The 21,342-nt window shown below is 61.2% G+C and carries 18 protein-coding genes; 4 read left to right on the forward strand and 14 right to left on the reverse strand.

Annotated elements, in window-relative coordinates; all coding sequences use genetic code 11:
• Nucleotides 1–11 precede the first annotated feature (11 nt).
• On the forward strand, nt 12–3,722 hold the full coding sequence (locus K3166_RS13480) for an efflux RND transporter permease subunit (protein ID WP_247714663.1): 3,711 nt from the start codon (nt 12–14) through the stop codon (nt 3,720–3,722).
• A gap of 83 nt (nt 3,723–3,805) precedes the next feature.
• Nucleotides 3,806–5,017: a DUF445 domain-containing protein gene (locus tag K3166_RS13195; RefSeq protein ID WP_221424132.1), complete on the forward strand. Its 1,212-nt coding sequence runs from the start codon at nt 3,806–3,808 to the stop codon at nt 5,015–5,017.
• Between the two features lie 21 nt (nt 5,018–5,038).
• Here K3166_RS13195 and K3166_RS13200 read toward each other — a convergent pair whose 3' ends face one another.
• From K3166_RS13200 to sucC, 5 genes are all read right to left on the reverse strand, one after another.
• Nucleotides 5,039–5,920, reverse strand: a complete 882-nt coding sequence (locus tag K3166_RS13200) for a TonB family protein (protein ID WP_221422644.1) — start codon at nt 5,918–5,920, stop codon at nt 5,039–5,041.
• 225 nt (nt 5,921–6,145) lie between these two features.
• Nucleotides 6,146–7,084: an energy transducer TonB gene (locus K3166_RS13205; protein WP_221422645.1), complete on the reverse strand. Its 939-nt coding sequence runs from the start codon at nt 7,082–7,084 to the stop codon at nt 6,146–6,148.
• 53 nt (nt 7,085–7,137) lie between these two features.
• Nucleotides 7,138–8,067 carry an electron transfer flavoprotein subunit alpha/FixB family protein gene (locus K3166_RS13210; protein WP_221422646.1) on the reverse strand — a complete coding sequence of 310 codons (930 nt, stop codon included), beginning with the start codon at nt 8,065–8,067 and terminating at the stop codon, nt 7,138–7,140.
• A 29-nt stretch (nt 8,068–8,096) separates the two neighbouring features.
• The gene (locus tag K3166_RS13215) at nt 8,097–8,843 is read right to left on the reverse strand and encodes an electron transfer flavoprotein subunit beta/FixA family protein (protein WP_221422647.1); all 747 of its coding nucleotides are present in this window, start codon (nt 8,841–8,843) and stop codon (nt 8,097–8,099) included.
• A 191-nt stretch (nt 8,844–9,034) separates the two neighbouring features.
• Nucleotides 9,035–10,234, reverse strand: a complete 1,200-nt coding sequence (gene sucC / locus K3166_RS13220; protein WP_221422648.1) for an ADP-forming succinate--CoA ligase subunit beta — start codon at nt 10,232–10,234, stop codon at nt 9,035–9,037.
• Between the two features lie 121 nt (nt 10,235–10,355).
• On the opposite strand from sucC, the gene K3166_RS13225 reads away from it, so the two are divergent.
• Nucleotides 10,356–11,138 carry a 3'(2'),5'-bisphosphate nucleotidase CysQ gene (locus K3166_RS13225; protein ID WP_221422649.1) on the forward strand — a complete coding sequence of 261 codons (783 nt, stop codon included), beginning with the start codon at nt 10,356–10,358 and terminating at the stop codon, nt 11,136–11,138.
• Nucleotides 11,139–11,209: 71 nt separating this feature from the next.
• On the opposite strand, the gene K3166_RS13230 is transcribed toward K3166_RS13225, so the two are convergent.
• Nucleotides 11,210–11,899, reverse strand: coding sequence for a YiaD family glycine zipper/OmpA-like lipoprotein (locus K3166_RS13230; RefSeq protein ID WP_221422650.1), 690 nt, complete (start codon nt 11,897–11,899; stop codon nt 11,210–11,212).
• A 166-nt stretch (nt 11,900–12,065) separates the two neighbouring features.
• Between K3166_RS13230 and K3166_RS13235 the strand changes: the two genes are divergently transcribed.
• Entirely contained in the window at nt 12,066–13,388 is a 1,323-nt protein-coding gene (locus K3166_RS13235; protein ID WP_221424133.1) for a hemolysin family protein, read from the forward strand.
• 46 nt (nt 13,389–13,434) lie between these two features.
• Here K3166_RS13235 and K3166_RS13240 read toward each other — a convergent pair whose 3' ends face one another.
• The 8 genes from K3166_RS13240 to purE are packed head-to-tail and all read right to left on the reverse strand — an operon-like array spanning nt 13,435 to nt 21,341.
• Nucleotides 13,435–13,860 (reverse strand): DUF3035 domain-containing protein, encoded by a 426-nt coding sequence (locus tag K3166_RS13240; RefSeq protein WP_221422651.1) that lies wholly within the window; start codon nt 13,858–13,860, stop codon nt 13,435–13,437.
• Entirely contained in the window at nt 13,857–14,396 is a 540-nt protein-coding gene (lspA, locus tag K3166_RS13245; protein WP_221422652.1) for a signal peptidase II, read from the reverse strand. The genes K3166_RS13240 and lspA overlap by 4 nt, the downstream gene beginning before the upstream one ends.
• Nucleotides 14,393–17,296, reverse strand: coding sequence for an isoleucine--tRNA ligase (gene ileS / locus K3166_RS13250; RefSeq protein WP_221422653.1), 2,904 nt, complete (start codon nt 17,294–17,296; stop codon nt 14,393–14,395). Before ileS ends, lspA begins: the two co-directional genes overlap by 4 nt.
• Nucleotides 17,297–17,337: 41 nt before the next feature.
• Nucleotides 17,338–18,396: a glycerophosphodiester phosphodiesterase family protein gene (locus K3166_RS13255; RefSeq protein WP_221422654.1), complete on the reverse strand. Its 1,059-nt coding sequence runs from the start codon at nt 18,394–18,396 to the stop codon at nt 17,338–17,340.
• Entirely contained in the window at nt 18,393–19,319 is a 927-nt protein-coding gene (locus K3166_RS13260; RefSeq protein ID WP_221422655.1) for a bifunctional riboflavin kinase/FAD synthetase, read from the reverse strand. The genes K3166_RS13255 and K3166_RS13260 overlap by 4 nt, the downstream gene beginning before the upstream one ends.
• Complete coding sequence (locus tag K3166_RS13265) at nt 19,316–19,804, reverse strand: dihydrofolate reductase (protein WP_221422656.1); 489 nt, start codon at nt 19,802–19,804, stop codon at nt 19,316–19,318. Before K3166_RS13265 ends, K3166_RS13260 begins: the two co-directional genes overlap by 4 nt.
• Nucleotides 19,801–20,859: a 5-(carboxyamino)imidazole ribonucleotide synthase gene (locus tag K3166_RS13270; protein WP_221422657.1), complete on the reverse strand. Its 1,059-nt coding sequence runs from the start codon at nt 20,857–20,859 to the stop codon at nt 19,801–19,803. The genes K3166_RS13265 and K3166_RS13270 overlap by 4 nt, the downstream gene beginning before the upstream one ends.
• Nucleotides 20,859–21,341, reverse strand: a complete 483-nt coding sequence (gene purE, locus K3166_RS13275) for a 5-(carboxyamino)imidazole ribonucleotide mutase (RefSeq protein ID WP_221422658.1) — start codon at nt 21,339–21,341, stop codon at nt 20,859–20,861. The genes K3166_RS13270 and purE overlap by 1 nt, the downstream gene beginning before the upstream one ends.
• Between the last annotated feature and the right edge of the window lies 1 nt (nt 21,342).

The raw sequence follows: 21,342 nt of genomic DNA on the forward strand, positions 1-21,342 counted from the left end.
GGCCGGGTCATATGAGCTTCCGCAATATCTCCGCTTGGTCCATTCGCAACCCGGTCATTCCCCTGGTTGCGTTCACGGCCCTGTTGCTTGCCGGTATTCTCAGCTTTGTCCGCATGGACGTGGTGAACAATCCGGACATCGATTTTCCGGCGGTCAACATCACGATTTCGCAGCCTGGCGCTGCTCCGACGGAAATCGAAAACCAGATCACGCAGCAGGTCGAAAGCGCCGTGCGTTCGGTCAATGGCGTCAACAAGATCACTTCAACCGCCCGCGAAGGCAGCTCCAACACCTTCGTAGAATTCGAAATCGGCACAGATTCCAACAACGCCGTTGTAGAAATCAAGAACGCGATCGACCGGGTCCGCGGCAGCTTGCCGGACGGCATCCTGGAACCGCGCGTCGAGAAGGTTGAAATCGCTGGCGGCTTTCTCGGCATCTACGCGGTCGAAGCCGATGACATGACCATCGAACAGCTCAGCTGGTTCATTGATGATACGGTGGCCAAGCGCCTGCTGTCCGTCGATGGCATGGCCGAGGCGGGCCGGTTCGGCGGGGTGAACCGCGAAATCGAAGTCATCCTCGATCTCCCCAAGATGCAGGCATTCGGAGTGACTGCGAGCGAGATCAATTCCGTGCTGCGGCGCGATAACCTCGATACCGCAGGTGGCATGGCCGAAGTTGGCGGCACTCGGCAATCGGTCCGTGTGCTGGGCAATACGGCCAGTGCTTACGAGCTTTCCGAGCGACAGATCCGCTTGTCCAATGGCACGACCCTGAAGCTTGGTGATGTCGCGACTGTGCGTGACGGGTATTCCGAACGCACCTCGATCAGCAAGGTTCGCGATCAGGAAGTCGTCAATTTCTACATGAGCCGCGCGAAAGGCGCCTCTGACGTAAGTGTCTTCGAAAAGGCTCAGGCCGAGATCGCCAAGATCGAGGAAGCCAACCCCGACCTGCGCTTCATCCAGCTGTTCGACACGGTAAAATATACCAAGGACCAGTATTCCAGCTCGATTGCGGCCATGATCGAAGGCGCGATCCTTGCAGTCGTTGTCGTGTTCTTCTTCCTGCGCGACTGGCGCGCGACGGCGATTTCCGCCGTTGCCATTCCGCTATCGGCGATCCCGACCTTCTGGTTCATGGACCTGCTGGGGTTTAACCTGAACCAGCTTTCCCTGTTGGCGCTGGGGCTGGTGGCTGGTGTCCTGGTCGACGATGCCATCGTGGAGATCGAAAATATCGTGCGCCACATGCGCATGGGCAAGAGCGCCTACCAGGCGTCAATCGATGCGGCCGACGAGATCGGGCTGCCCGTGGTTGCCACCTCTTTCTGTATCGTTGCCGTGTTCCTGCCAGTCGGCCTGATGCCCGGCGTGACCGGTCAGTTCTTCAAGAATTTCGGCCTGACCGTGGTGGTTGCAGTGCTGATGAGCCTTGCTGTCGCGCGCATGATCACACCGATGCTTGCCGCTTATTTTCTCAAGGCCAAGGGTCATGCCGCCCACGGCGAGGGAAAGTGGATGGACCGTTATATGGAAGTCCTCCACTGGTCGCTCGAACGCGGCAAGATGCGCGCACGGCGTGAGGGCTTGGCCGGGCCAAAGCGTCGCTGGGCCTATGCAATCTCGCTGTTTCTCGTCGTCCTGCTGTTACTGGTAGCATCGGGCGCTGGGGTCTTCGTGGCCTTCAGCATGATCGACAGCCTGAAAATTCCGGAAACCCTGGCCAATGCTGTGGCCAGCGAGGACAGCTTTGTCCACGCACTAGTCATGCGCCCGCTGCAGCTTATCCAGCTAGGCGTAGCTGTGGTTGCTGGCCTTGCAGCAATGGCTTTGCTGATGCGGGGAATCCTCTCGATCCCGAAGGTCGTTTTGCGCTCAGTTGTGGGTGCGCTGGTGGCAGGGGTTGGAATATGGGCGGCGGTCGATCTCGAGGGCCTTCTTTCCCTTTTCTCGCAACTGCTAAGTGCATTCGAGCTCGCGACCGAGGCTAAAGAGCAGCCTTCGCTGATAAAGACCATTGCAACGTCGGCGATTGCACTCATACTCGGGCTTGCCACCCTCATCGTTGCGCTGTTTGGACTTCGCCGGACGACGTCGTTTTTCGGAGAGCGCATGTTGGCTTCGTGGGATTATCTCGAGGCTCGCTTCTACGATCACCGCGTATGGATGCTCGGCGTAGGGTGGTTCTCGTTCCTGCTGACAGTCCTGCTTTTCGGCCAGACACCATTCCAGTTTAATCCGGAAGTCGACGATGCGAATGCCCAGATCCGCATCGAAATGGTGCCCGGCACCACGCTCGAGGCGACCGAACTCGTGTCTGACCGGGTTGCTGCCCTGCTTTACGAACAGCAGGAAGTCGAACGGGCCCTGGAGCGTGTTAGCGAAGGCAGCGCGACTATCTATATCACGCTCAAAGAAGACCGCGAGCGTCCGTCCTATGTCTTCACGCGCGATCTTGCGCCGGAACTGGCGCAAATTCCAGACGCGCGGGTGCGCTGGAATTCGATGAATGGCCCCGGCGGCGGCGGCGGTAGCGGACGTGATCTTTCGATCATGCTGGCCGGTTCCAATCCGGTTCTGCTGAACGAAACGGCCTCGAAGCTCGTCGAAGAGATGAAAGGCGTCTCGACGATTGTGGCGCCGCGCATCACGGCTGACGTTCCGCGCCCAGAAATCCTTATCCGTCCGCGCGCGGAATTGATGGCTGACCTCGGCGTTTCGACCGCTGCGGTTGGTCAGGCGATCCGCATCGCGACGATGGGCGAAATCGAGCAGAATGCTGCGAAATTCTCGCTCTCCGATCGGCAAATTCCGATCCGCGTACAATTGCCTGAGTCCGCGCGCGAGGATCTGACCACGATCCAGAACCTGCCAGTTCCGACTGCCACGGGCGCTTCGGTACCCTTGGGCCGCATCGCCGATATTTCTTTCGGAGCCGGCCCGACCACGATCCAGCGTTACAACCAGAACCGCCGTGTCCTGATCGGCGCGGACCTTGCCAGCGGCGTGCTGCGCGGGGATGCGATGGAGCAGATCAACGCCCTGCCTGCTCTCACGAACCTGCCGCAAGGCGTGATCCGCGACCAGGTTGGCGAGGATGAATTGCAGCAGGAACTGCTCGACAACTTCGGCGTCGCCTTGCTGGCCGGTATCCTGTTGGTTTTCGCAGTGCTGGTGCTGCTCTACAAGCGCCTGATGAGCCCGCTGGTCAACATGACCTCGCTCGCGCTCGCACCGCTTGGGGGCATCTTCCTCGTGTGGATCGTGGGCCAGCCCCTTTCCATGCCGGTCCTGATCGGTGTGCTGTTGCTCCTGGGCATCGTTTCGAAGAACTCGATCCTTCTAATCGACTTCGCCATCGAGGCTATGGAGTCCGGCGTCTCGAAGATGGAGGCGATTATCGATGCTGGCCACAAGCGTGCCCAGCCCATCGTCATGACCACTGTTGCGATGACGGCAGGTATGGTCCCGACAGCGCTCAGCCTTTCGGGCGACGGCGCATGGCGCGCCCCGATGGGCACAGTTGTCATCGGCGGCCTGATCCTTTCAACAGTGCTTACGCTGCTGATCGTCCCGGCCGGTTTCAGCCTCGCCGACGGCTTCGAAAAGCGCGCCGGACCATGGATGCGCAATCGCTTCCTGACCTATCGTCCTGGTGACGAAGATCGCGTTGTGCCGCCGCAAGGCGGGCAACCCGGGATCGAACCGGCGGAGTAAGCGTCGCCTAAGATATGGCGAGCAAGCCCACAGCATCCAATCCAGCCAGCGGCAACTCCTTGACCCCTGACCGTGCGCGCACGATGCGCCGCGCGTCCACGGGCATGCTGTTCGTCATGGCTGCGATCTTTATCCTGTCGGGCCGGTATCTCGAAGTGCATCCGGCCTGGGGCTATGTCCATGCGTTTGCCGAGGCGGCAATGGTCGGCGGGCTTGCCGACTGGTTCGCGGTCACCGCCCTGTTCCGCCACCCGCTCGGCATTCCGATTCCGCACACGGCGATCATACCGGAGAACAAGGACCGCATCGCCGATACGATGGCGGACTTCCTGCGCAGCAACTTTCTTACCGCACAAGTCGTCGCCCGGCGCATGGGGGCGATGAACATGGCGGGCGCCGTCGGCTCCTACCTCGCGGACCCGAAAGCGGCGAAAGACGCGCGTATAAGGGCAGGGGCGGGCGACCTTGCAGTAGAAGTCCTGGAATCTCTCGATCCGGACCGCTTGGGCACGCAGGTACGCAGCGGGATCGCAGCGCAGCTGGAAAAGCTCGAGATTGCACCGCTCCTCGGGGGAATGCTCGAAGCGATGATTGCCGATGGGCGGCACAAGATGCTGATCGACAAGATCATCCGTTGGACCGGCCTGGTACTTGAAGACAATGAAGAGCTGGTGCGCGACATGGTGCACAAGCGCGCAAATGCCGTGCTGCGGTTTACCGGCCTCGACGAGCGGCTGGCCAATTCGGTGATCGACGGCCTCTACAAGCTGCTCGCCGAGGTGCTGGTCGATCCTGAGCACCCCCTGCGGGACAAGATCGAAGAAGGGCTGGAAGAACTGGCCAAGGGCCTCCGTGACGATCCCGAGATGCAGGAACGCGTGGAGCGGATGAAGACCGAGCTGTTGCACAACCCAGCAATTGCCGACTGGTGGCAAGGCGTCTGGGAGCGCATTCGCGCGCGCCTGATCCAGTCGATCAAGGATTCGGGTGGAACCGGCCCCGGATATCTTGGCGAGACGCTAAGTGAATTGGGTGCAGCGCTCCGCGATGACGAGCGGCTGCAGATGCAGGTGAACCGCTTTGCCCGGCGCACCGCAGTGGGCATTGCAACGCGTTACGGCGACCAGATCGTGCAGCTGGTGTCGGAAACCGTGCGCCGCTGGGATGCGACGACGCTAACCGACAGGGTCGAGGGTGCAGTGGGCCGCGACCTTCAGTTTATCCGTATTAACGGAACGCTGGTCGGCGGCTTGGTTGGCGTGACGATTCACGCGCTGTCCACCTTCCTTTATTGATCAGTGCGCGGCCACTCGCGACTAGCGAGTGACGAATACCACCGTGTTGGTCCAATAGCTGGCGAGGGGGGTCCCCTCTGCATCGCGAGCAGGTTCGAACTTGCCCTTGCGCTGGAACTCGGAGCACACTTTCTCGGGAAAAGACGGGTCCGAATAGGACGACTGGATGGTGCAGTTTTCGATCTGACCCTTCTCGTCGATGCCGAGGCGGAAGCGCACTGCGCCAGACAGGTTCTTCCTCAAGGCTTCAGCGGGATAGTCACTGGCGTTGAACCAGCTGGTGATGCGTCCCACTGGCTCCGGTCCGGTCGCGATCTTGGCGAGAGCCTCAGGATCGTAACCCCAGCTTCTGACCAGATCATGCGTACAAGTGTTCATCGCCACAATGGCAGCGGACAGCTTCCCCGTATTGAGCGCTACCGAGGTCGACCGTCCGATATTGAGCGTGAGGCGCCTGGCTTCAGCCGCAGCTTTGGCTTCAGCGGCCTTGTATTCCTGCGGGCTTGCATCTGCGTCACTCAATTCTTCCAAGACGTCGGACGGGATCAACCCTCCGGAAAATTGCCAGATTGTTTCGTCACCTTCGAGCTCGCCAAACAGCGGACGTTCGACATCGATCTCGTCGCCTTCGTGGAAACTGTATGTGAATTTGCGCGAGCTGTTGGCTTTGAGCAATTTGCCCGTCGCCATCATCTCCATTCCGGTGTCAGGAGAGTATTTGGAAAGGAGTAAGATGACCTTGTTCTCACCTTCCCCGAAACTGCGACCCAAGCGGCACGTTTCTTCGCCGTAATCGAGATTCCAGTTCGAAGTTGGCTCTAGGACAGTCGTCTCTTTTGCTGACAGAATTCCGGGCTGTGCCGAGAAAACCACGGCTGCAACAATGGGTGTGACGATTCTCAAGGTGCGACCCTTCCCCTGTAAATAGAGCACTCATAATATGAAAAAGGCGGCAATTCGCAACCGAATTACCGCCTCTTCTGCGAATATAGTCCGTTTATCGATGTATCAGAGCTTTTCGGTCAGTCCCGGTACTGTCCTGAAAGGGTCTGCTACTGGGCCGATGTCTGCCAATTGGTCGGTCCGACAATTGGCGGATCGGCCGCTACCTCTATCTAGTTCTGGCCGTCATTCGTATCTCATGCCGTGAGCATCGACCCCCGCCGGGAATTTGTAGCGCACGTTCTGAAAATAGAGACCGACGACCGGCGACCCTTCTCGGTCTTTGGCGGGCTCGAAGCGCGCATGCTCTAGCATCGCTTCGCACGCTGCCTCCCTAAGCGTTTGCGCGATGAGTTCGTCCGCCACATGGCAAAAGCGCGGCTTGCCCTGTTCATCGACAACGACGCGCATCGCGACAAGGCCCTGGAACCCTTCACGCAGGGCCTCCTTGGGGTAGACGGCAGCGACTTTCGCCGACCATTCGGCATATCCGCGAGGACTTGGCGCTGTGCGAATGGCTGCAAGCCCTTTTTCGGTAATGCCCATTTCAGCGAGCCTGCCCCAGACGCATTTATCCAGCGCAGAGGCGGCCTGCGTAATCGCGTTCGTTTTGAGCGCTACAGGCTCGGGGGTGAGACCCTGAATTGCGAAATGGGTGGTGGCCGCCGCGAGCGAATCGAATTTGGCTATTGCCTCGTCGGGATTTCCTCCCTCGGCGATTTCAAATGCGATCTGCGGGAAGATGAAGCCTGAGAATACCAAGCCGGGCGTTTCGCCAAGGTTCGCATCAGCGAGATTTTCGACGGCGTTTTGCCCGCCCGAGGGGATGAAGCCAGCTGATATGCGTGTCTTGCGGCGAGAGACATCCTCGCCAAACACACCGAATTGCACCTCTATGCCGGGCTGTACGCTGCGCATGACCAGCGATATCCGGTCACCGTCCTTGACGAAATCGCGCCTGACCGAGCAGCTGTATTCCGTCTGGGAAAGGCTCCACTTGCCGTCAGCGGGATATTGGGCAGCCTTGAAGAGCTCCTCACCATCCTGAGCAGCAGCGATTCCCGGCGTCAGGGCGCCGATACCAAGTAAGATCGAGGACAGCGGAAATAAGAAAAAACCCCTCATTCCAGTAGGGTAACTGGAACAAGGGGTCTTTGCAAACTTGGTTAGACGAAGCCTTAAAGCTTGTCGGTCAGTTCCGGTACTGCCTTGAACAGGTCAGCCACCAAGCCGATGTCCGCAACCTGGAAGATCGGTGCATCTTCGTCCTTGTTGATCGCGATGATGGTCTTGGAATCCTTCATCCCGGCAAGGTGCTGGATTGCCCCCGAAATACCGATGGCGATGTAAACTTCCGGTGCCACGATCTTGCCGGTCTGGCCGACCTGATAGTCATTCGGGACGTAGCCTGCGTCGACCGCGGCGCGGCTTGCGCCGATACCTGCACCCAGTTTGTCGGCAAGCGGGGTGATGACCTGTTCGAACGTCTCTGCGTCCTTCAGCGCGCGGCCGCCGGAAACGATGACCTTGGCGCTGGTGAGTTCGGGACGGTCGCTTTCGGCGATCTCGGCTGAAACGAAGCTGGAAAGTCCGGCGTCGCCTGGACCCGAAACGTCTTCGACTGAGGCTGAGCCGCCTTCAGCGGCCGCTTTCTCGAACGCCGTGCCGCGGACGGTGATGACCAGCTTTTCATCGCTGGATTCGACCGTGGCAATGGCGTTGCCGGCATAGATCGGGCGAGTGAAGGTCTTGTCGCCTTCAACCGACAGAATGTCCGAAATCTGCATCACGTCGAGCAGGGCTGCGACGCGCGGGGCGACGTTCTTGCCTGTCGTTGTCGCCGGAGCCACAAACGCATCATGGTGGCCCATCAGGTCTGCAACCAGCGGAGCGATATTCTCGGCAAGCGCGTTCTCGTAAGCCGCATCATCGGCGAGGTGGACTTTGCCCACGCCGGCAATCTTTGCGGCTTGTTCGGCAACTGCACGGCAACCGGAACCGGCGACCAGCAGGTGGACTTCACCCAGCTTGCCCGCAGCGGTTACTGCAGCAAGGGTGGCGTCCTTCATCTCGGCATTGTCGTGTTCGACCCAGACGAGAGTTTTCATAGCATTGTTCCTTTCGTGTCCGGGAGGGATCAGGCGATGCCCAGCGCTTTGATCTTGGCGACCAGCGCATCGACATCTTCGACCTTCTCACCTGCCTGACGGACCGGCGGTTCGGAGACATTGGTTGTCTTGAGGCGCGGCGCAGTGTCTACGCCGAAGTCACCCGGTGTCTTGGTGTCGAGCGGCTTCTTCTTGGCCTTCATGATGTTCGGCAAGGAAGCATAGCGCGGCTCGTTAAGGCGAAGGTCGGTCGTGACAATCGCGGGAAGCGTAAGCTTCACGGTTTCAAGACCGCCATCGACTTCGCGCTTCACAGTGACGCTTTCGCCGTCGACTTCGACAGTGTTCGCAAACGTACCCTGCGGGCGGCCCATGAGGGCGGCAAGCATCTGGCCGGTCTGGTTCGAATCGTCGTCAATCGCCTGCTTGCCGAGCATTACGATGCCGGGCTGTTCCTCGTCGGCGATCGCCTTGAGGATCTTGGCCACAGCGAGCGGTTCGACCTGATCGTCGGTTTCGACAAGGATCGCGCGGTCTGCACCCATGGCGAGCGCGGTACGCAGCGTTTCCTGTGCCTTGGCCGGGCCGACGGACACGGCGATGATTTCTTCTGCCTTGCCCGCTTCCTTGATGCGGATAGCCTCTTCGACAGCGATTTCGTCGAACGGGTTCATGCTCATCTTGACGTTGGCGAGGTCGACCCCGGATCCATCAGCCTTGACGCGCGGCTTTACGTTGTAATCGATCACCCGTTTGACGGGTACGAGGATTTTCATGGGAGTTCCTTCCTCTCGAATGAATGTGGCGTCCGCCTAGCTTGCGTTTACGTAAACGTCAAGCAGGGCGGGGCCGGTGCTTGCTTAGATAAGGCAGGTGGAATGCGAGTGTTCCCATCCGCCCAAGAGAAAGGCGGACCCTGTCGCCAGAGCCCGCCCTTTGGAAACCTAGTATCGGGAAGCCAGAGGCCTCAGGCCGCCTGCTTCACCTCGGCCACGATCTTGCGGGCAGCATCGCCCAGATCGTCGGCACTGACGATTGGCAGGCCCGAATTGGCGAGGATGTCCTTGCCCTGCTGCACATTCGTGCCTTCGAGGCGGACGACCAGCGGAACCGACAGGTTCACTTCCTTCGCTGCGGCAACGATGCCATCGGCGATGATGTCGCATTTCATGATGCCGCCGAAGATGTTGACGAGGATGCCTTCGACAGCCGGGTCCTTGAGGATGATCTTGAAAGCCGCGGTGACCTTTTCCTTGGTCGCACCGCCGCCAACGTCGAGGAAGTTGGCCGGGAAGGCGCCGTTGAGCTTGATGATGTCCATCGTAGCCATGGCGAGGCCGGCGCCGTTGACCATGCAGCCGATGTTGCCGTCCAGCTTGATGTAGGCGAGGTCATATTCGCTCGCTTCGACTTCGGCCGGATCTTCTTCGGTTTCGTCGCGCAGGGCTTCGACATCCTTGTGACGATAAAGCGCATTGCCGTCGAAGCTCATCTTGGTGTCGAGCACCAGGAGGTTGCCGTCCTTGTCTTCGACCAGCGGATTGATCTCGAGCATTTCCATGTCGAGGTCCATGAAGGCGGTATAAAGCTGCTTGGCCAGCTTCTGCGCCTGCTTGTTGGTATCACCGCTCAGCTTGAGGGCGAAGGCCACTGCACGGCCGTGGTGGGGCATGAAGCCCTGCGCCGGATCGATGGTGATGTTGGCGATCTTTTCGGGCGTGTTGTGCGCGACGTCTTCGATGTCCATGCCGCCTTCGGTGGACACGATCATGGCGACCTGTCCGCTGGCACGGTCGACGACCATTGAGAGATAATATTCGTGAGCAATGTCGACGCCGTCGGTCACGTAGAGGCGGTTGACCTGCTTGCCTTCATCGCCGGTCTGGATAGTGACCAGCGTGTTGCCGAGCATTTCCTTGGCATTGGCTTCCACTTCTTCGATGCTCTTGGAAAGGCGAACGCCGCCCTTCGCATCGGGGCCCAGTTCCTTGAACTTGCCCTTGCCGCGTCCGCCGGCGTGGATTTGCGCCTTCACCACGTAGAGCGGTCCCGGAAGCTGTTTGGCGCCTTCGACCGCCTCTTCGACGGTGAGCGCTGCGTGGCCCGCAGGGACGGCGATGCCGTATTTCGCGAGCAGTTCCTTGGCCTGGTATTCGTGGATGTTCATTTCGGGCTTTCGTCCTTCGCGTTTTGCGCGGCTGGAGGGAATATGAGACTCGCGGCCCGCATAAGCATGTCTGGCCGCGCTTGAAAAGTGCGGTTTTCGGGTGCAGGTGCGCTGTCCATCCATGATTGACGGAAAGCAACTCGAATCGATCGTCTCCGAAGCGGGGCGTATCGCGCTTGGCCTCTGGCCCGGAGCGGGCAATGACGTGCGCACTTGGGAGAAGACCCCAGGTAGCCCGGTTTGCGATGCGGACTTGGCCGTTGACGCCTTTCTCAAGCGCGAATTGGGAGCCTTGCTGCCGTCCGCAGGATGGTTGTCCGAAGAGACGGTGGACGATCCCTCGCGAATCGACCGTGATCTCATCTGGCTGGTCGATCCGATCGACGGCACCCGCGATTTCATCCGCGGCAGACCGGGATGGGCCGTCTCGGTCGCGCTCATCAGTTCAGGCCGTCCGCTGATCGGCTCTCTGTGCGCACCGGCGCGCAACGAGGTCTGGCAGGCCATCGCGGGTCAGGGCGCGACCTTGAACGGCACCCTCCTTCAGTCGTCCACGCGCAGCGAATTCATCGGCGCCCGCGTTCCTGCCGCTGACCTCATGAAACAGGATCAGATGCTGGAGAAAGTTTACCAGCCCAACTCGATCGCGCTGCGTATCGCGATGGTCGCCGCCGACGAGGCGGATCTTGTGGCGACTCTACGCTGGGGTTTCGAATGGGACATCGCGGCCGCCGCGCTGATCGCGCGCGAAGCAGGCGCCGCCGTGTCCGACGCTTTCGGGCGCAAGCTGAATTACAACAAACGCGATCCGCGCGCCTTCGGACTGGTTGTCAGTTCGCCCGGCATTCACTCGGCCACGGTCGAGCACCTTGCCGACCGGGCCGCGTCGCTTTCCAAACAGTAGCCTGAATAGAAAAAGGGACCGGGGTGGCCCCGATCCCTTTCTCTGCGACATACCCCGAAGGGCCCAGGCACTTAGTTGCCTTGAGCGGCTTCGACATCATCCTGATCGAACGGGATGATCTTGATTTCGACGCGGCGGTTAAGCGGTTCTGATACGCCGTCACCGGTCTGCACTGCGAGGTTGGTTTCACCAAACCCCATCCAGCGGATACGCGACGAAGCGACGCCGCGGCTGGTCAGGTAGTTGGAAACTGCCTGTGCACGCTGTTCCGAAAGGCGCTGGTTGAAGTCCGATGCGCCGGCCGTGTCAGTGTAGCCGTAAACGTCGATCAGGCTGTTCGGATATTGCACAAGGTTCGCTGCGACATTGTCGAGCGTGTTGCGGAACGCCGAGTTGATCGTTGCGCTGCCGGTGGCGAAAGTCACACCGTCGGGCAGGTTGACGAGGATCGCTTCGCCGCCATCGACCGAAGTAACATCCACGCCCGAACCGGCGGTCTGTTCTTCCAGTTCCTTGATCTGCTGGTCCATGCGGTAGCCGACATAACCGCCTGCTGCTGCACCGCCCGCTGCACCGATGATGCGTCCGGTCTTGCCGCCGATAACGCCGCCAAGCAGGCCGCCGGCAACCGCGCCGCCGACGCCGCCGAGAACGGTGCGTGAAATCTTCTTCTCACCCGTGTTCGGGTCGGTGACGCAAGCCGAGGTGCCCATCAGAGCAACCGCCGAGAAACCTGCGAGGAAAATCCGTGATTTTTGCATATTATATCCCCTTCTTGAGTGATGACCGCATTCACCCGGATCGGGAAAGTACGGCCACGCCAGGTGGGACGCGCCCACCTGCGTCTCTGAAGGTTCTTAACAAGCGAGAGGCGCTGGTGTTCCGCGAAGCACTGGCATCCGCGAATTTTTGTGCTAGCGCATGGGTGTGACACCCTTTCCCTGGACAGACCTCCTGATCATCTCCGGGCTCATCTTGCTCAACGGCGTCTTCGCCATGAGCGAGCTGGCCATCGTTTCCGCACGCACTGCGCGCCTGCGGTCTGCGGCCAATCAAGGCAGCGCCGGCGCGAGAACGGCGATTTCGCTCGCTTCGGACCCGGGCAAATTCCTTTCGACCGTGCAGATCGGCATCACGCTCGTCGGCATTATTGCCGGTGCATATTCCGGCGCGAGCCTGGGCGGCCCCGTCGGTGAGCGGCTCGTCGCCATGGGCCTTCCGCCCGAATGGGCCCCGGAAGTCGGATTTGCGGGAGTCATCGCGCTCACCACTTATTTCACGCTGGTGATCGGCGAACTGGTCCCCAAGCAGATCGCCCTGCGCGCAGCAGTCCCGATCGCTATTGCCATGGCGCTCCCGATGGCCTTGCTGGCAAGAGTAGCCGCCCCGCTGGTCTGGTTGCTCGATACCTCATCCAGCCTGATCATCCGCATGCTGGGCGTGCGCCCTGCGGGGCAGAGTGCGGTTACCGCGGAAGAGCTGCACATGCTGTTCGCAGAAGCTACCCGGAGCGGTGTGATCGAGCACGAACAGCACCAGATGCTGGCCGGCGTGGTGCGCCTCGCCCAGCGTCCGGTACGCGAGGTTATGACGCCGAGAACGGAAATCGACTGGATCGATATTTCGGCCGATCAAGATGCCATTTCGGCGCTGCTTGTCGAAAGCCCGCACTCGGTCTGGCCTGTTGCCGATGGTACGCCCGACAAGGTGCTCGGCCTAGTTCGCGTGCGCGAGATACTGGCGGCTCAGGTTGCCGGCACTCCGGTGATTTTGAAGGACTTGCTGCACAAGGCCGAGGTCGTGCCCGACCAGCTGGATGCTGTCGATGCTCTGCGCGTGCTTCAGCAAGCCGATATCGCGATGGCGATGGTGCACGACGAATATGGCCATCTGGAAGGGATCGTGACGCCGGTTGATCTCCTCACCGCGCTGGTGGGCGATTTCGCGAGCGACCAGGACCCGGGCGATTCCCCCGGTGTCGTAGAGCGGGCCGACGGGTCGCTATTGGTGGCTGGTTCCTTGAGCGCCGACGCGCTCGCCGATCGGCTCGGCATCGAATACGGCGACAACCGCGAATTTGCGACCGTCGCCGGATTTGTCCTCGCAGTACTCAAGAGGCTGCCCACGGAAGGCGACTGGTTCGAAGAACAGGGCTGGCGCTTTGAGGTCGTCGACATCGATGAACGCCGGATCGACAAGCTGCTCGTTAGCTCGGTCGGGCCGGTGGAACCGGCCGAGAAGGAGGCCTAGAGCCTTCGGGTCCCGCGCCCCATCACAGGGCGCGGAAAACCAGCAATCAGCCCGGAATTACGGCCTGTGCCGATGCGCCGTCGCCTTCGGGTGCAGCGACGATGTCGCGCGTGACGGAGCCTTTGGCGACCGTATTCGTATTTTCGCTGCCCACTGCGCTGCGGATGCCGGGATCGGCACTGCCTGCACGGTCGAGGACGCTTGTTTCCACAGCGCTGCGAGCTGCGGGGCCGCCAAACAGTGCATCGAGTGCCTGCTCGGCCGCTGTGCCTTCTGTCGGGCGCGGGGCGCCGGGTGCCGGCGGAACGAGGTTGAAGTCCGGCGGAACCACCAGCGGCGCGGCGCGCTGCACGGCGAATTCATCGGGACGGTCACGGTTCAGGAAACCGCCGCCGCCACAGGCAGCAAGCATGCTCGCGGCTGCGCTCAGCATGGCGAAACGTGCGACTTTGGTTCCAAGGGGGGTATTCATGTATTGCTCTCCGCGGCGTCTGCCGGCTTGCCGTCCATCAAATCGTCGACCTCCTTGTCGCGCATGAAGAACGCGCGGGCAAGGATTATGACGACGCCGATGGTGATAGCGGCATCTGCGACATTGAAAATGAGGAAGGGACGGAAGTCCCCGAAATGAAGGTCGGCATAGTCGATGACATAGCCCAGGTCGAAGCGGTCCTTGATATTGCCCAGCGCCCCGCCGAGAATCAGCGAGAGGCCCAGGATGTCTCCGAAAAGCTCCTCACGGAACATCCAGATCGTGACCAGCAGGGCAATCAGGGCAGTAACACCCACAAGCATCCAGCGCGCCTCGAGGCTGGTGGCCTCGAACAGGCCGAGAGAAACGCCGAAATTCTGTGTCCAGCGCAGGTCGAAGATCGGGATCAACTCGATCACACCGCGCTGGCGCAATTGCAGCGGGCCCACCATCAGATATTTGATCCATTGGTCGACCACGTAAATTACGAGCGCGATGGCCACGCCCAACAGGCGATTACGAAGCACCGGGGTCATTGGTCCGAACTCCCTGCTGAATCCATCTGTTCGATCACGTCATCACAGCGTTCGCACAGCGCGCCGTCCTCGGAAACCGAGGGCAGCAGGCGCCAGCAGCGGCCGCATTTGGATTCGCCGGTACGAGTGACAGTCACCGTATCGCTATCGCCGCGAGTCACTGACGCGGTGATGAACAGTTCGGCGAGATCTTCGTCCGAGAAGCCTTCCGGCACTGCGCTCGCTGGCACCGCCACTTCTGCTTCGAGGCTGGAGCGGATGGTCTTGTCACGGCGCAGCGGTTCGATTGCTTCGGTAACGCGTTCGCGAAGATCGCGCAGTTTTTCCCAGCGGCCGCCATCGGCGGTAACGCCGGGCACCTTGGGCCAATCGAGCAAATGCACGCTGCCGCCTTCAGGATAGCGCGTGGTCCAGGCCTCTTCTGCCGTGAACACCAGCACCGGCGCGGCATAGCGCACCAGTGCATGGAACAGCAGGTCGAGCACGGTGCGATATGCATTGCGCTTGGTGCTGTCCGGCCCGTCGCAATAGAGCACGTCCTTGCGGATATCGAAGTAGAACGCGGACAGGTCCTCGTTGCAGAAATCGACCAGCAGGCGGGTGTAGGTGTTGAAGTCGTATTCCTCGGCCGCCTTCTTCAGCTTGCCGTCGAGATCGGCGAGCAGGGCGAGGACATAGACTTCCAGTTCCGGAATCTCGCCCGCATCGCCCATGTCGCCGACAAACCCGTCGAGCGCGCCGAGCAGGTAGCGGAAGGTGTTGCGCAGACGGCGGTACTGGTCGCCCACGCCTTTGAGGATTTCATCGCCGATGCGGTGGTCTTCGGTGAAATCGACCGACAGCGCCCAGAGGCGGATGATGTCCGCGCCATACTGTTCCATGACCTTGAGCGGGTCGATGGTGTTGCCGAGGCTCTTCGACATCTTCTTGCCATCGCTCGCCATGGTGAAGCCGTGGGTAAGTACGGCGTCATAGGGTGCGCGGCCCCGGGTGGCGGAGCTTTCAAGCAGCGAGGACTGGAACCAGCCGCGATGCTGGTCGCTGCCTTCGAGATAGAGATCGGCGGGCCAGCGTTGGTCTGGCCAGCGGTCACCTTCGAGTGTGAATGCGTGGGTACAGCCCGAATCGAACCACACGTCGAGAATGTCGGTGACCATCTCGAATTCGCTGGCATCGTGATCATCGCCGAGGAATTCGGCCTTGCGGCTTTCGTCCCAGGCATCGACGCCTTGCTGCTTCACCGCTGCGACCACGCGGGCATTCACCTGCGGGTCCTGCAAATACGTGCCGTCTGCGCGCACGAAGAGCGTGATCGGCACTCCCCATGCGCGCTGGCGGGAAAGCACCCAGTCGGGGCGGCCTTCGACCATCGAACCGATGCGGCGGCGGCCCTTTTCGGGATAGAACTTCACCCGCTCGATTTCGCGCATGGCGATTTCGCGCAGGGTCGAGTGGTCCTTGCTCGTGGCCATGGCGATGGCTGCGCCGAAGCCTTCGGGCACGGCAACGTCGAAATCGCCCACGTCGAGCGGCTTGTCCATCGGCACGAACCACTGCGGCGTGCAGCGATAGATGACCTTTGCCTTCGAGCGCCAGCTATGCGGATAGGAGTGCGGGTAATCGTCGCTGGCCGAGAGCAGCGCGCCTGCTTCGCGCAGGTCCGAACAGATCGGCCCGTCCGGCGCATTGAACGGCTTGTTAATCACCGCGCGGCGACGGTCGTCATTGCCGCCGAGCCATTCCCAGTCGTCGCGATAGCGGCCATCGCCCATGACCGCGAAGACGGGCTCGATGCCGTGTTCACGGCAGAGCAGGAAGTCGTCCTCGCCATGGTCGGGCGACATATGGACGAGGCCCGTACCGCTGTCTGTGGTGACGAAATCGCCTGCGAGCAGCGGGCGCGGCTTCGCGTAGAAACCGCCGAGATGGTGCATTGGGTGGCGGGTGAGGGTTCCTGCGAGGCTCTCGCCAGTCCACATCCGGTCCGCTTTCCACCGCAGCAGTGCATCGGGATTATCCGGCATCCCGGCTTCGTCGATCAAGCTCAAACCGCTTCTTGCTAGGAATGCTTCTGCTAAGTCAGAGGCAACAAGATACTTGCCGGCACCGGTATTAAGCAATTCGTACGTCACGGTCGGCCCATAGGCCAAGGCCTGGTTCACCGGGATCGTCCACGGCGTGGTGGTCCAGATCACCGCGTGCGCGCCGACCAGTTCCTCGATCGGCGATTCCACGATTTCGAATGCCACGTCGATCTGGGTCGAGGTGATGTCCTCGTACTCGACTTCGGCTTCGGCCAGCGCGGTTTCTTCCACGGGCGACCACATAACCGGCTTCGATCCGCGATAGAGATTTCCGGCTTCGGCAAACTTCAGCAGTTCGGCAACGATGGTCGCTTCGCTTTCCGGCTGCATCGTCAGGTACGGATTGTCGAAATCCGCCATCAGGCCCAGGCGTTTGAGCTGTTCACGCTGAACATCGACCCAGCCCTGCGCATATTCGCGGCATTCCTGCCGGAATTCAGCCGCAGGCACTTCTTTCTTGTCGCGCTTCTTCTTGCGGTATTTTTCCTCGACCTTCCATTCGATCGGCAGGCCGTGGCAATCCCAGCCGGGCACGAAGGGCGCGTCCTTGCCGAGCAGCGTCTGCGACCGCACGACCATGTCTTTCAGGATGCGGTTGAGCGCATGGCCGATATGCATGTCGCCATTGGCGTAAGGCGGGCCGTCGTGGAGGATGAACTTTTCGCGGCCCTTGCGGGTTTCGCGCAGCTCTTCGTAAATCCCGTCCTCCTGCCAGCGCGCAAGGATCTTCGGCTCCTTCTGGGGGAGGCCGGCCTTCATGGGGAAATCGGTCTTGGGAAGGAAGACCGTGTCTTTATAATCGCGCTGCTCTGACATAATCGCTGGCCGTTAGGGGATTTGGGCGGGGCTTTAAAGCATCAATCGCTGCGGGCGGCCCGGCGGCGTTTCAATGCGGCTTCACTGGCTTCCCATTCCTGCACCGTGCGGTCGTCATATCCTGACCGCAGGGCGGGCTGCATGGTGAAGGCGTCTTCGATCCAGATATAGCCGTTGAAGCTCGATGGAACTTGGGTGAATTGCTCCGGCAAAATGAGGCCGGTATTGGGTTCTCCGTCCACCTGCGGGCCGGTGACGATGACATGGCCGCCGTGGCTGTCCATCCGGTCGATCAGGCGGTTGGGCCAGCCCCAGAACGCATATTGCCGGTTGAGCGGGATGACCATCGTTTCGCCGCGGCAGCTTTGCGGCAGATAACCGGTCCAGCCATAGAGCACGTAGTCGCTGCTGCACTGCCTGGCGCCCTCGACGCTCCACGCCCAGGCATCGGGGTAGAGTTCGCGGATGCGGGCGACTGGTGCCGGATGGCCATAGAAAGCATCGCGTTTCCTGACCGGATCGCGTCCGGCCTCCTTCAGCTTGGCCGCCAGCAGGTCAGCTTCTGCAGGATTGTCCGACTTGAAATTGAACATGAGCCGTTCGCGCCCATAAAGCTGGCTCAGCAATTCGCCGATTTCGGGCATCTGGCCCACGCCCTTGCCGCGGAACGGATAGATCTTGCCGCCATCAGCGGTATAGCCGTGGCCGATATCGAGCGCTTTCAACTCAGCCAGCGTCTTGTCGCGGACCGGGCCGGACCCGTCGGTGCGGCAATCGAGTGTCCAGTCGTGGAACAGGACAATCTCGCCATCGCTGGTGGGTGCGATGTCGACTTCGGCCATCGACACGCCCAGTTTGAAGGCGCGCTGGACGCCCGCGAGAGTATTTTCGAGATAGTCGTGATACGGCTGCTCGATCAGGGTCGCAGTGCATGTGTCCCGGCCGATACCGGCGCGCGGAAATTCCTGCGCCAGACCGCGATGTGCAATCAGCTTGACTGGCTCCTTGGGCTCCGGTGCGATCCAGCTGGCGTTGAGAATGGTGAGCGCGAGAAAGGCAATCGCAACCGCGAAGGCGATTCGCTTGAGGCGGCTTTTCATGAAAGGAGGTCTTTTGCCTTTTCGCAGTCACGCGCCATCTGTGCGGTCAGCTCGTCAAGCGAATCGAATTTCGCCTCGCCGCGCAGGAAATGGTGGAAGGCCACCTCGATTTTCTGGCCGTAAAGATCGCCGGTAAAATCGAAAAAATAAGGCTCGAGCAATTCCTTGGGCGGTTCGAATTGCGGGCGCACGCCGATGTTGGCGGCACCTTTCAATTCCTCGCCGGTCGACAGGATACGGCCCGTGACGGCGTAGATGCCGTATTTGGGGCGTAGGTACTGTTCGATGGACAGGTTCGCGGTGGGATACCCGATTTCTCGCCCGCGCTTATCGCCATGTTCCACGATACCGCGAATCGCGAACGGGCGGGTCAAAAGGCGCGCGGCTTCCTGCGGGTTGCCTTCGCGCAAGGCGTCGCGCACACGGCTGGAAGAAACGGGTTCGCCGCCATCCATGACCGGCGCAACCGCGCGCGCCTCGATGCCGATCTCGCGGCCCAGCGTCTGAAGCACCTCGCGGTTCCCGCCCCGGCCCTTGCCGAAGGTGAAGTCTTCGCCCGTAACGACGCCTGCTACGCCGAGATGCTCGGCGAGCAGGACTTTCACGAAGTCTTCTGCCGTCGTTCCGGCCAGTTCGCCATCGAAGTGGAATACCAGCATCGCGGTAGCCCCGGCAGCAAGGTAAAGCTCCTGCCGCTGCTCCAGCGTCGTCAGGCGAAACGGCTCTGCATCGGGCTTGAAATGGCGCACGGGATGCGGATCGAAAGTCGCAATGATGGAGGGGCGGCCTTCGGCGCGCGCCCAGTCGATCGCTTCCTTGGCGACGGCCTGATGGCCGAGATGAAACCCGTCGAAATTGCCCAGCGCGATGATTGCACCGCGCAGGCTTTCGGGCAGCGGTTCGCGGTGGTCGAGAAACCTCACTGAACCGCCTCTCTGATACGGGTGTAGGTGAGGAAGGAATACGGCGGCTTTTGGTCCTGCGCGTCAAAGTCCTCGCGCCCGGCAACTTCCCATTCCGGGCCAAGCGCGGACATGAAGACATCGCCTTCGAAGTCGTGGTGGATTTGCGTAAGTTCGACACGGTCCGACAGCGGCAGGAAGACATCGAAAATCGCCGCGCCGCCAATGACCGCAGCATCGTCGCCAGCTGTGGCGATAGCCTCCTCGACAGAGCGGACCACTTCCGCTCCGGTGGAATCCCAGCGCTGCTTGCGGGTCAGCACGATATGGCGGCGGCCGGGCAGAAGGCCAGGCAGGCTTTCGAAGGTCTTGCGGCCCATGATCATCGGCTTGCCCATAGTCAGCGCCTTGAAGCGCTTGAGATCGGCAGGCAAATGCCATGGCAACTGCCCGTCCTTGCCGATCGCGCCATTGGCGGCGCGGGCATAGATGCAGAACAGGCTCATGAGCGGGTCAGGCGGGTGAGGTGGCCCATCTTGCGGCCTTCGCGCACTTCGCTCTTGCCGTAATCGTGCAGGTGCGTGTCGGCGTCGGCAAGAAAGGCATGCGCGCCTTCGATCTCGGTGCCGAGGATGTTACGCATTTCGACCGCCTCGGCGATGGTGCGTGTGTCACCTAGCGGTAGGCCGGCTACGGCACGGATGTGGTTTTCGAACTGGCTGGTGGCCGCTCCCTCGATCGTCCAGTGGCCCGAATTGTGGACCCGCGGTGCCATCTCGTTGAAGATCGGGCCTTCGTGGGTGGCAAAGAATTCCAGCGTCAACACGCCAACATAGTTGAGCGCTTGCGCGACCTTTCCGGCCAGCTTGCGGGCTTCTTCGACCTGGGCATCGACCACTTTGCCAGCAGGCAGGAGCGAGGCGGCCAGGACGCCGCCCTCATGCGTGTTGCGCGCGCTATCCCAGAAGCGGACTTCACCGTTCTGCCCCCTGACGAGGATGACCGAAAATTCGGCCCTGAATTCAACGAAGCCTTCGTAGATTGCCGCGGCATCGGGCATTTTCAGCCCCGCTGCATCGCGTCCCGACATGATGCGCCACTGGCCTTTGCCGTCATAACCGTCACGCCGTGTCTTGAGGATGCCGGGCGCGCCGAGCCGGTCGGCCGCAGCTTCCAGATCAGTGCGCGAGTCTACTTTCGCATAGGCTGCGGGCCTGCCGCCAAGGTCTTCGACGAAGCGTTTCTCGCTGAGCCGGTCCTGCGCGGTTTCCAGCGCCCTTGGGTCGGGGAAAATCTGGTCGGCGGGAAAGGCGCGCGCGGTTTCGACCGGCACGTTCTCGAATTCCCAGGTCACCACGTCGCAGCGTGCGGCAAAGGCTGCCAGCGCCTCCTTGTCGTCCCATTCGTTGGTGAAAAAATCTTCGCACACTGCAGCAGCGACATTGTCGCCTTCGGGCGAATATCCGATGCAGCGATAGCCGAGCTGGGCGGCGGCGACCGCCATCATCCGGCCAAGCTGGCCTCCGCCAAGGATGCCGATCGTGGAGCCGCGTTTGAGCATCAGTCCTGCGGCCGCTGCGCCACGGCATCGCTGCGCGCCTGGCGCCATGCCTTGAGCCGGTTGGCCAGCTCTTCGTCATTGTTGGCCAACATTGCTGCGGCGAACAGGCCGGCGTTGGTTGCGCCCGCTTCGCCAATGGCCAAAGTGCCGACGGGTACGCCTGCGGGCATCTGGACAATGGAAAGCAGGCTGTCTTCGCCGGACAACGCTTTGGATTGCACCGGCACGCCCAGCACGGGAATGTGGGTGAGGGCGGCAATCATGCCCGGGAGGTGTGCTGCCCCGCCTGCACCCGCGATGATGACCTGGAAGCCAGCATCCGCCGCGCCCTTGGCAAAGTCGTACATCCGGTCCGGCGTGCGGTGAGCCGACACGATGCGCACATCGGTTTCGACGCCCAGTTCGTCCAGCACCTCAGCGGCGCAGGTCATGGTCTTCCAGTCGGACTGGCTCCCCATGACGATCGCGACCTTTGCCCCCATG

This window comes from Qipengyuania psychrotolerans, assembly GCF_019711355.1.
Lineage (GTDB): Bacteria > Pseudomonadota > Alphaproteobacteria > Sphingomonadales > Sphingomonadaceae > Qipengyuania > Qipengyuania psychrotolerans.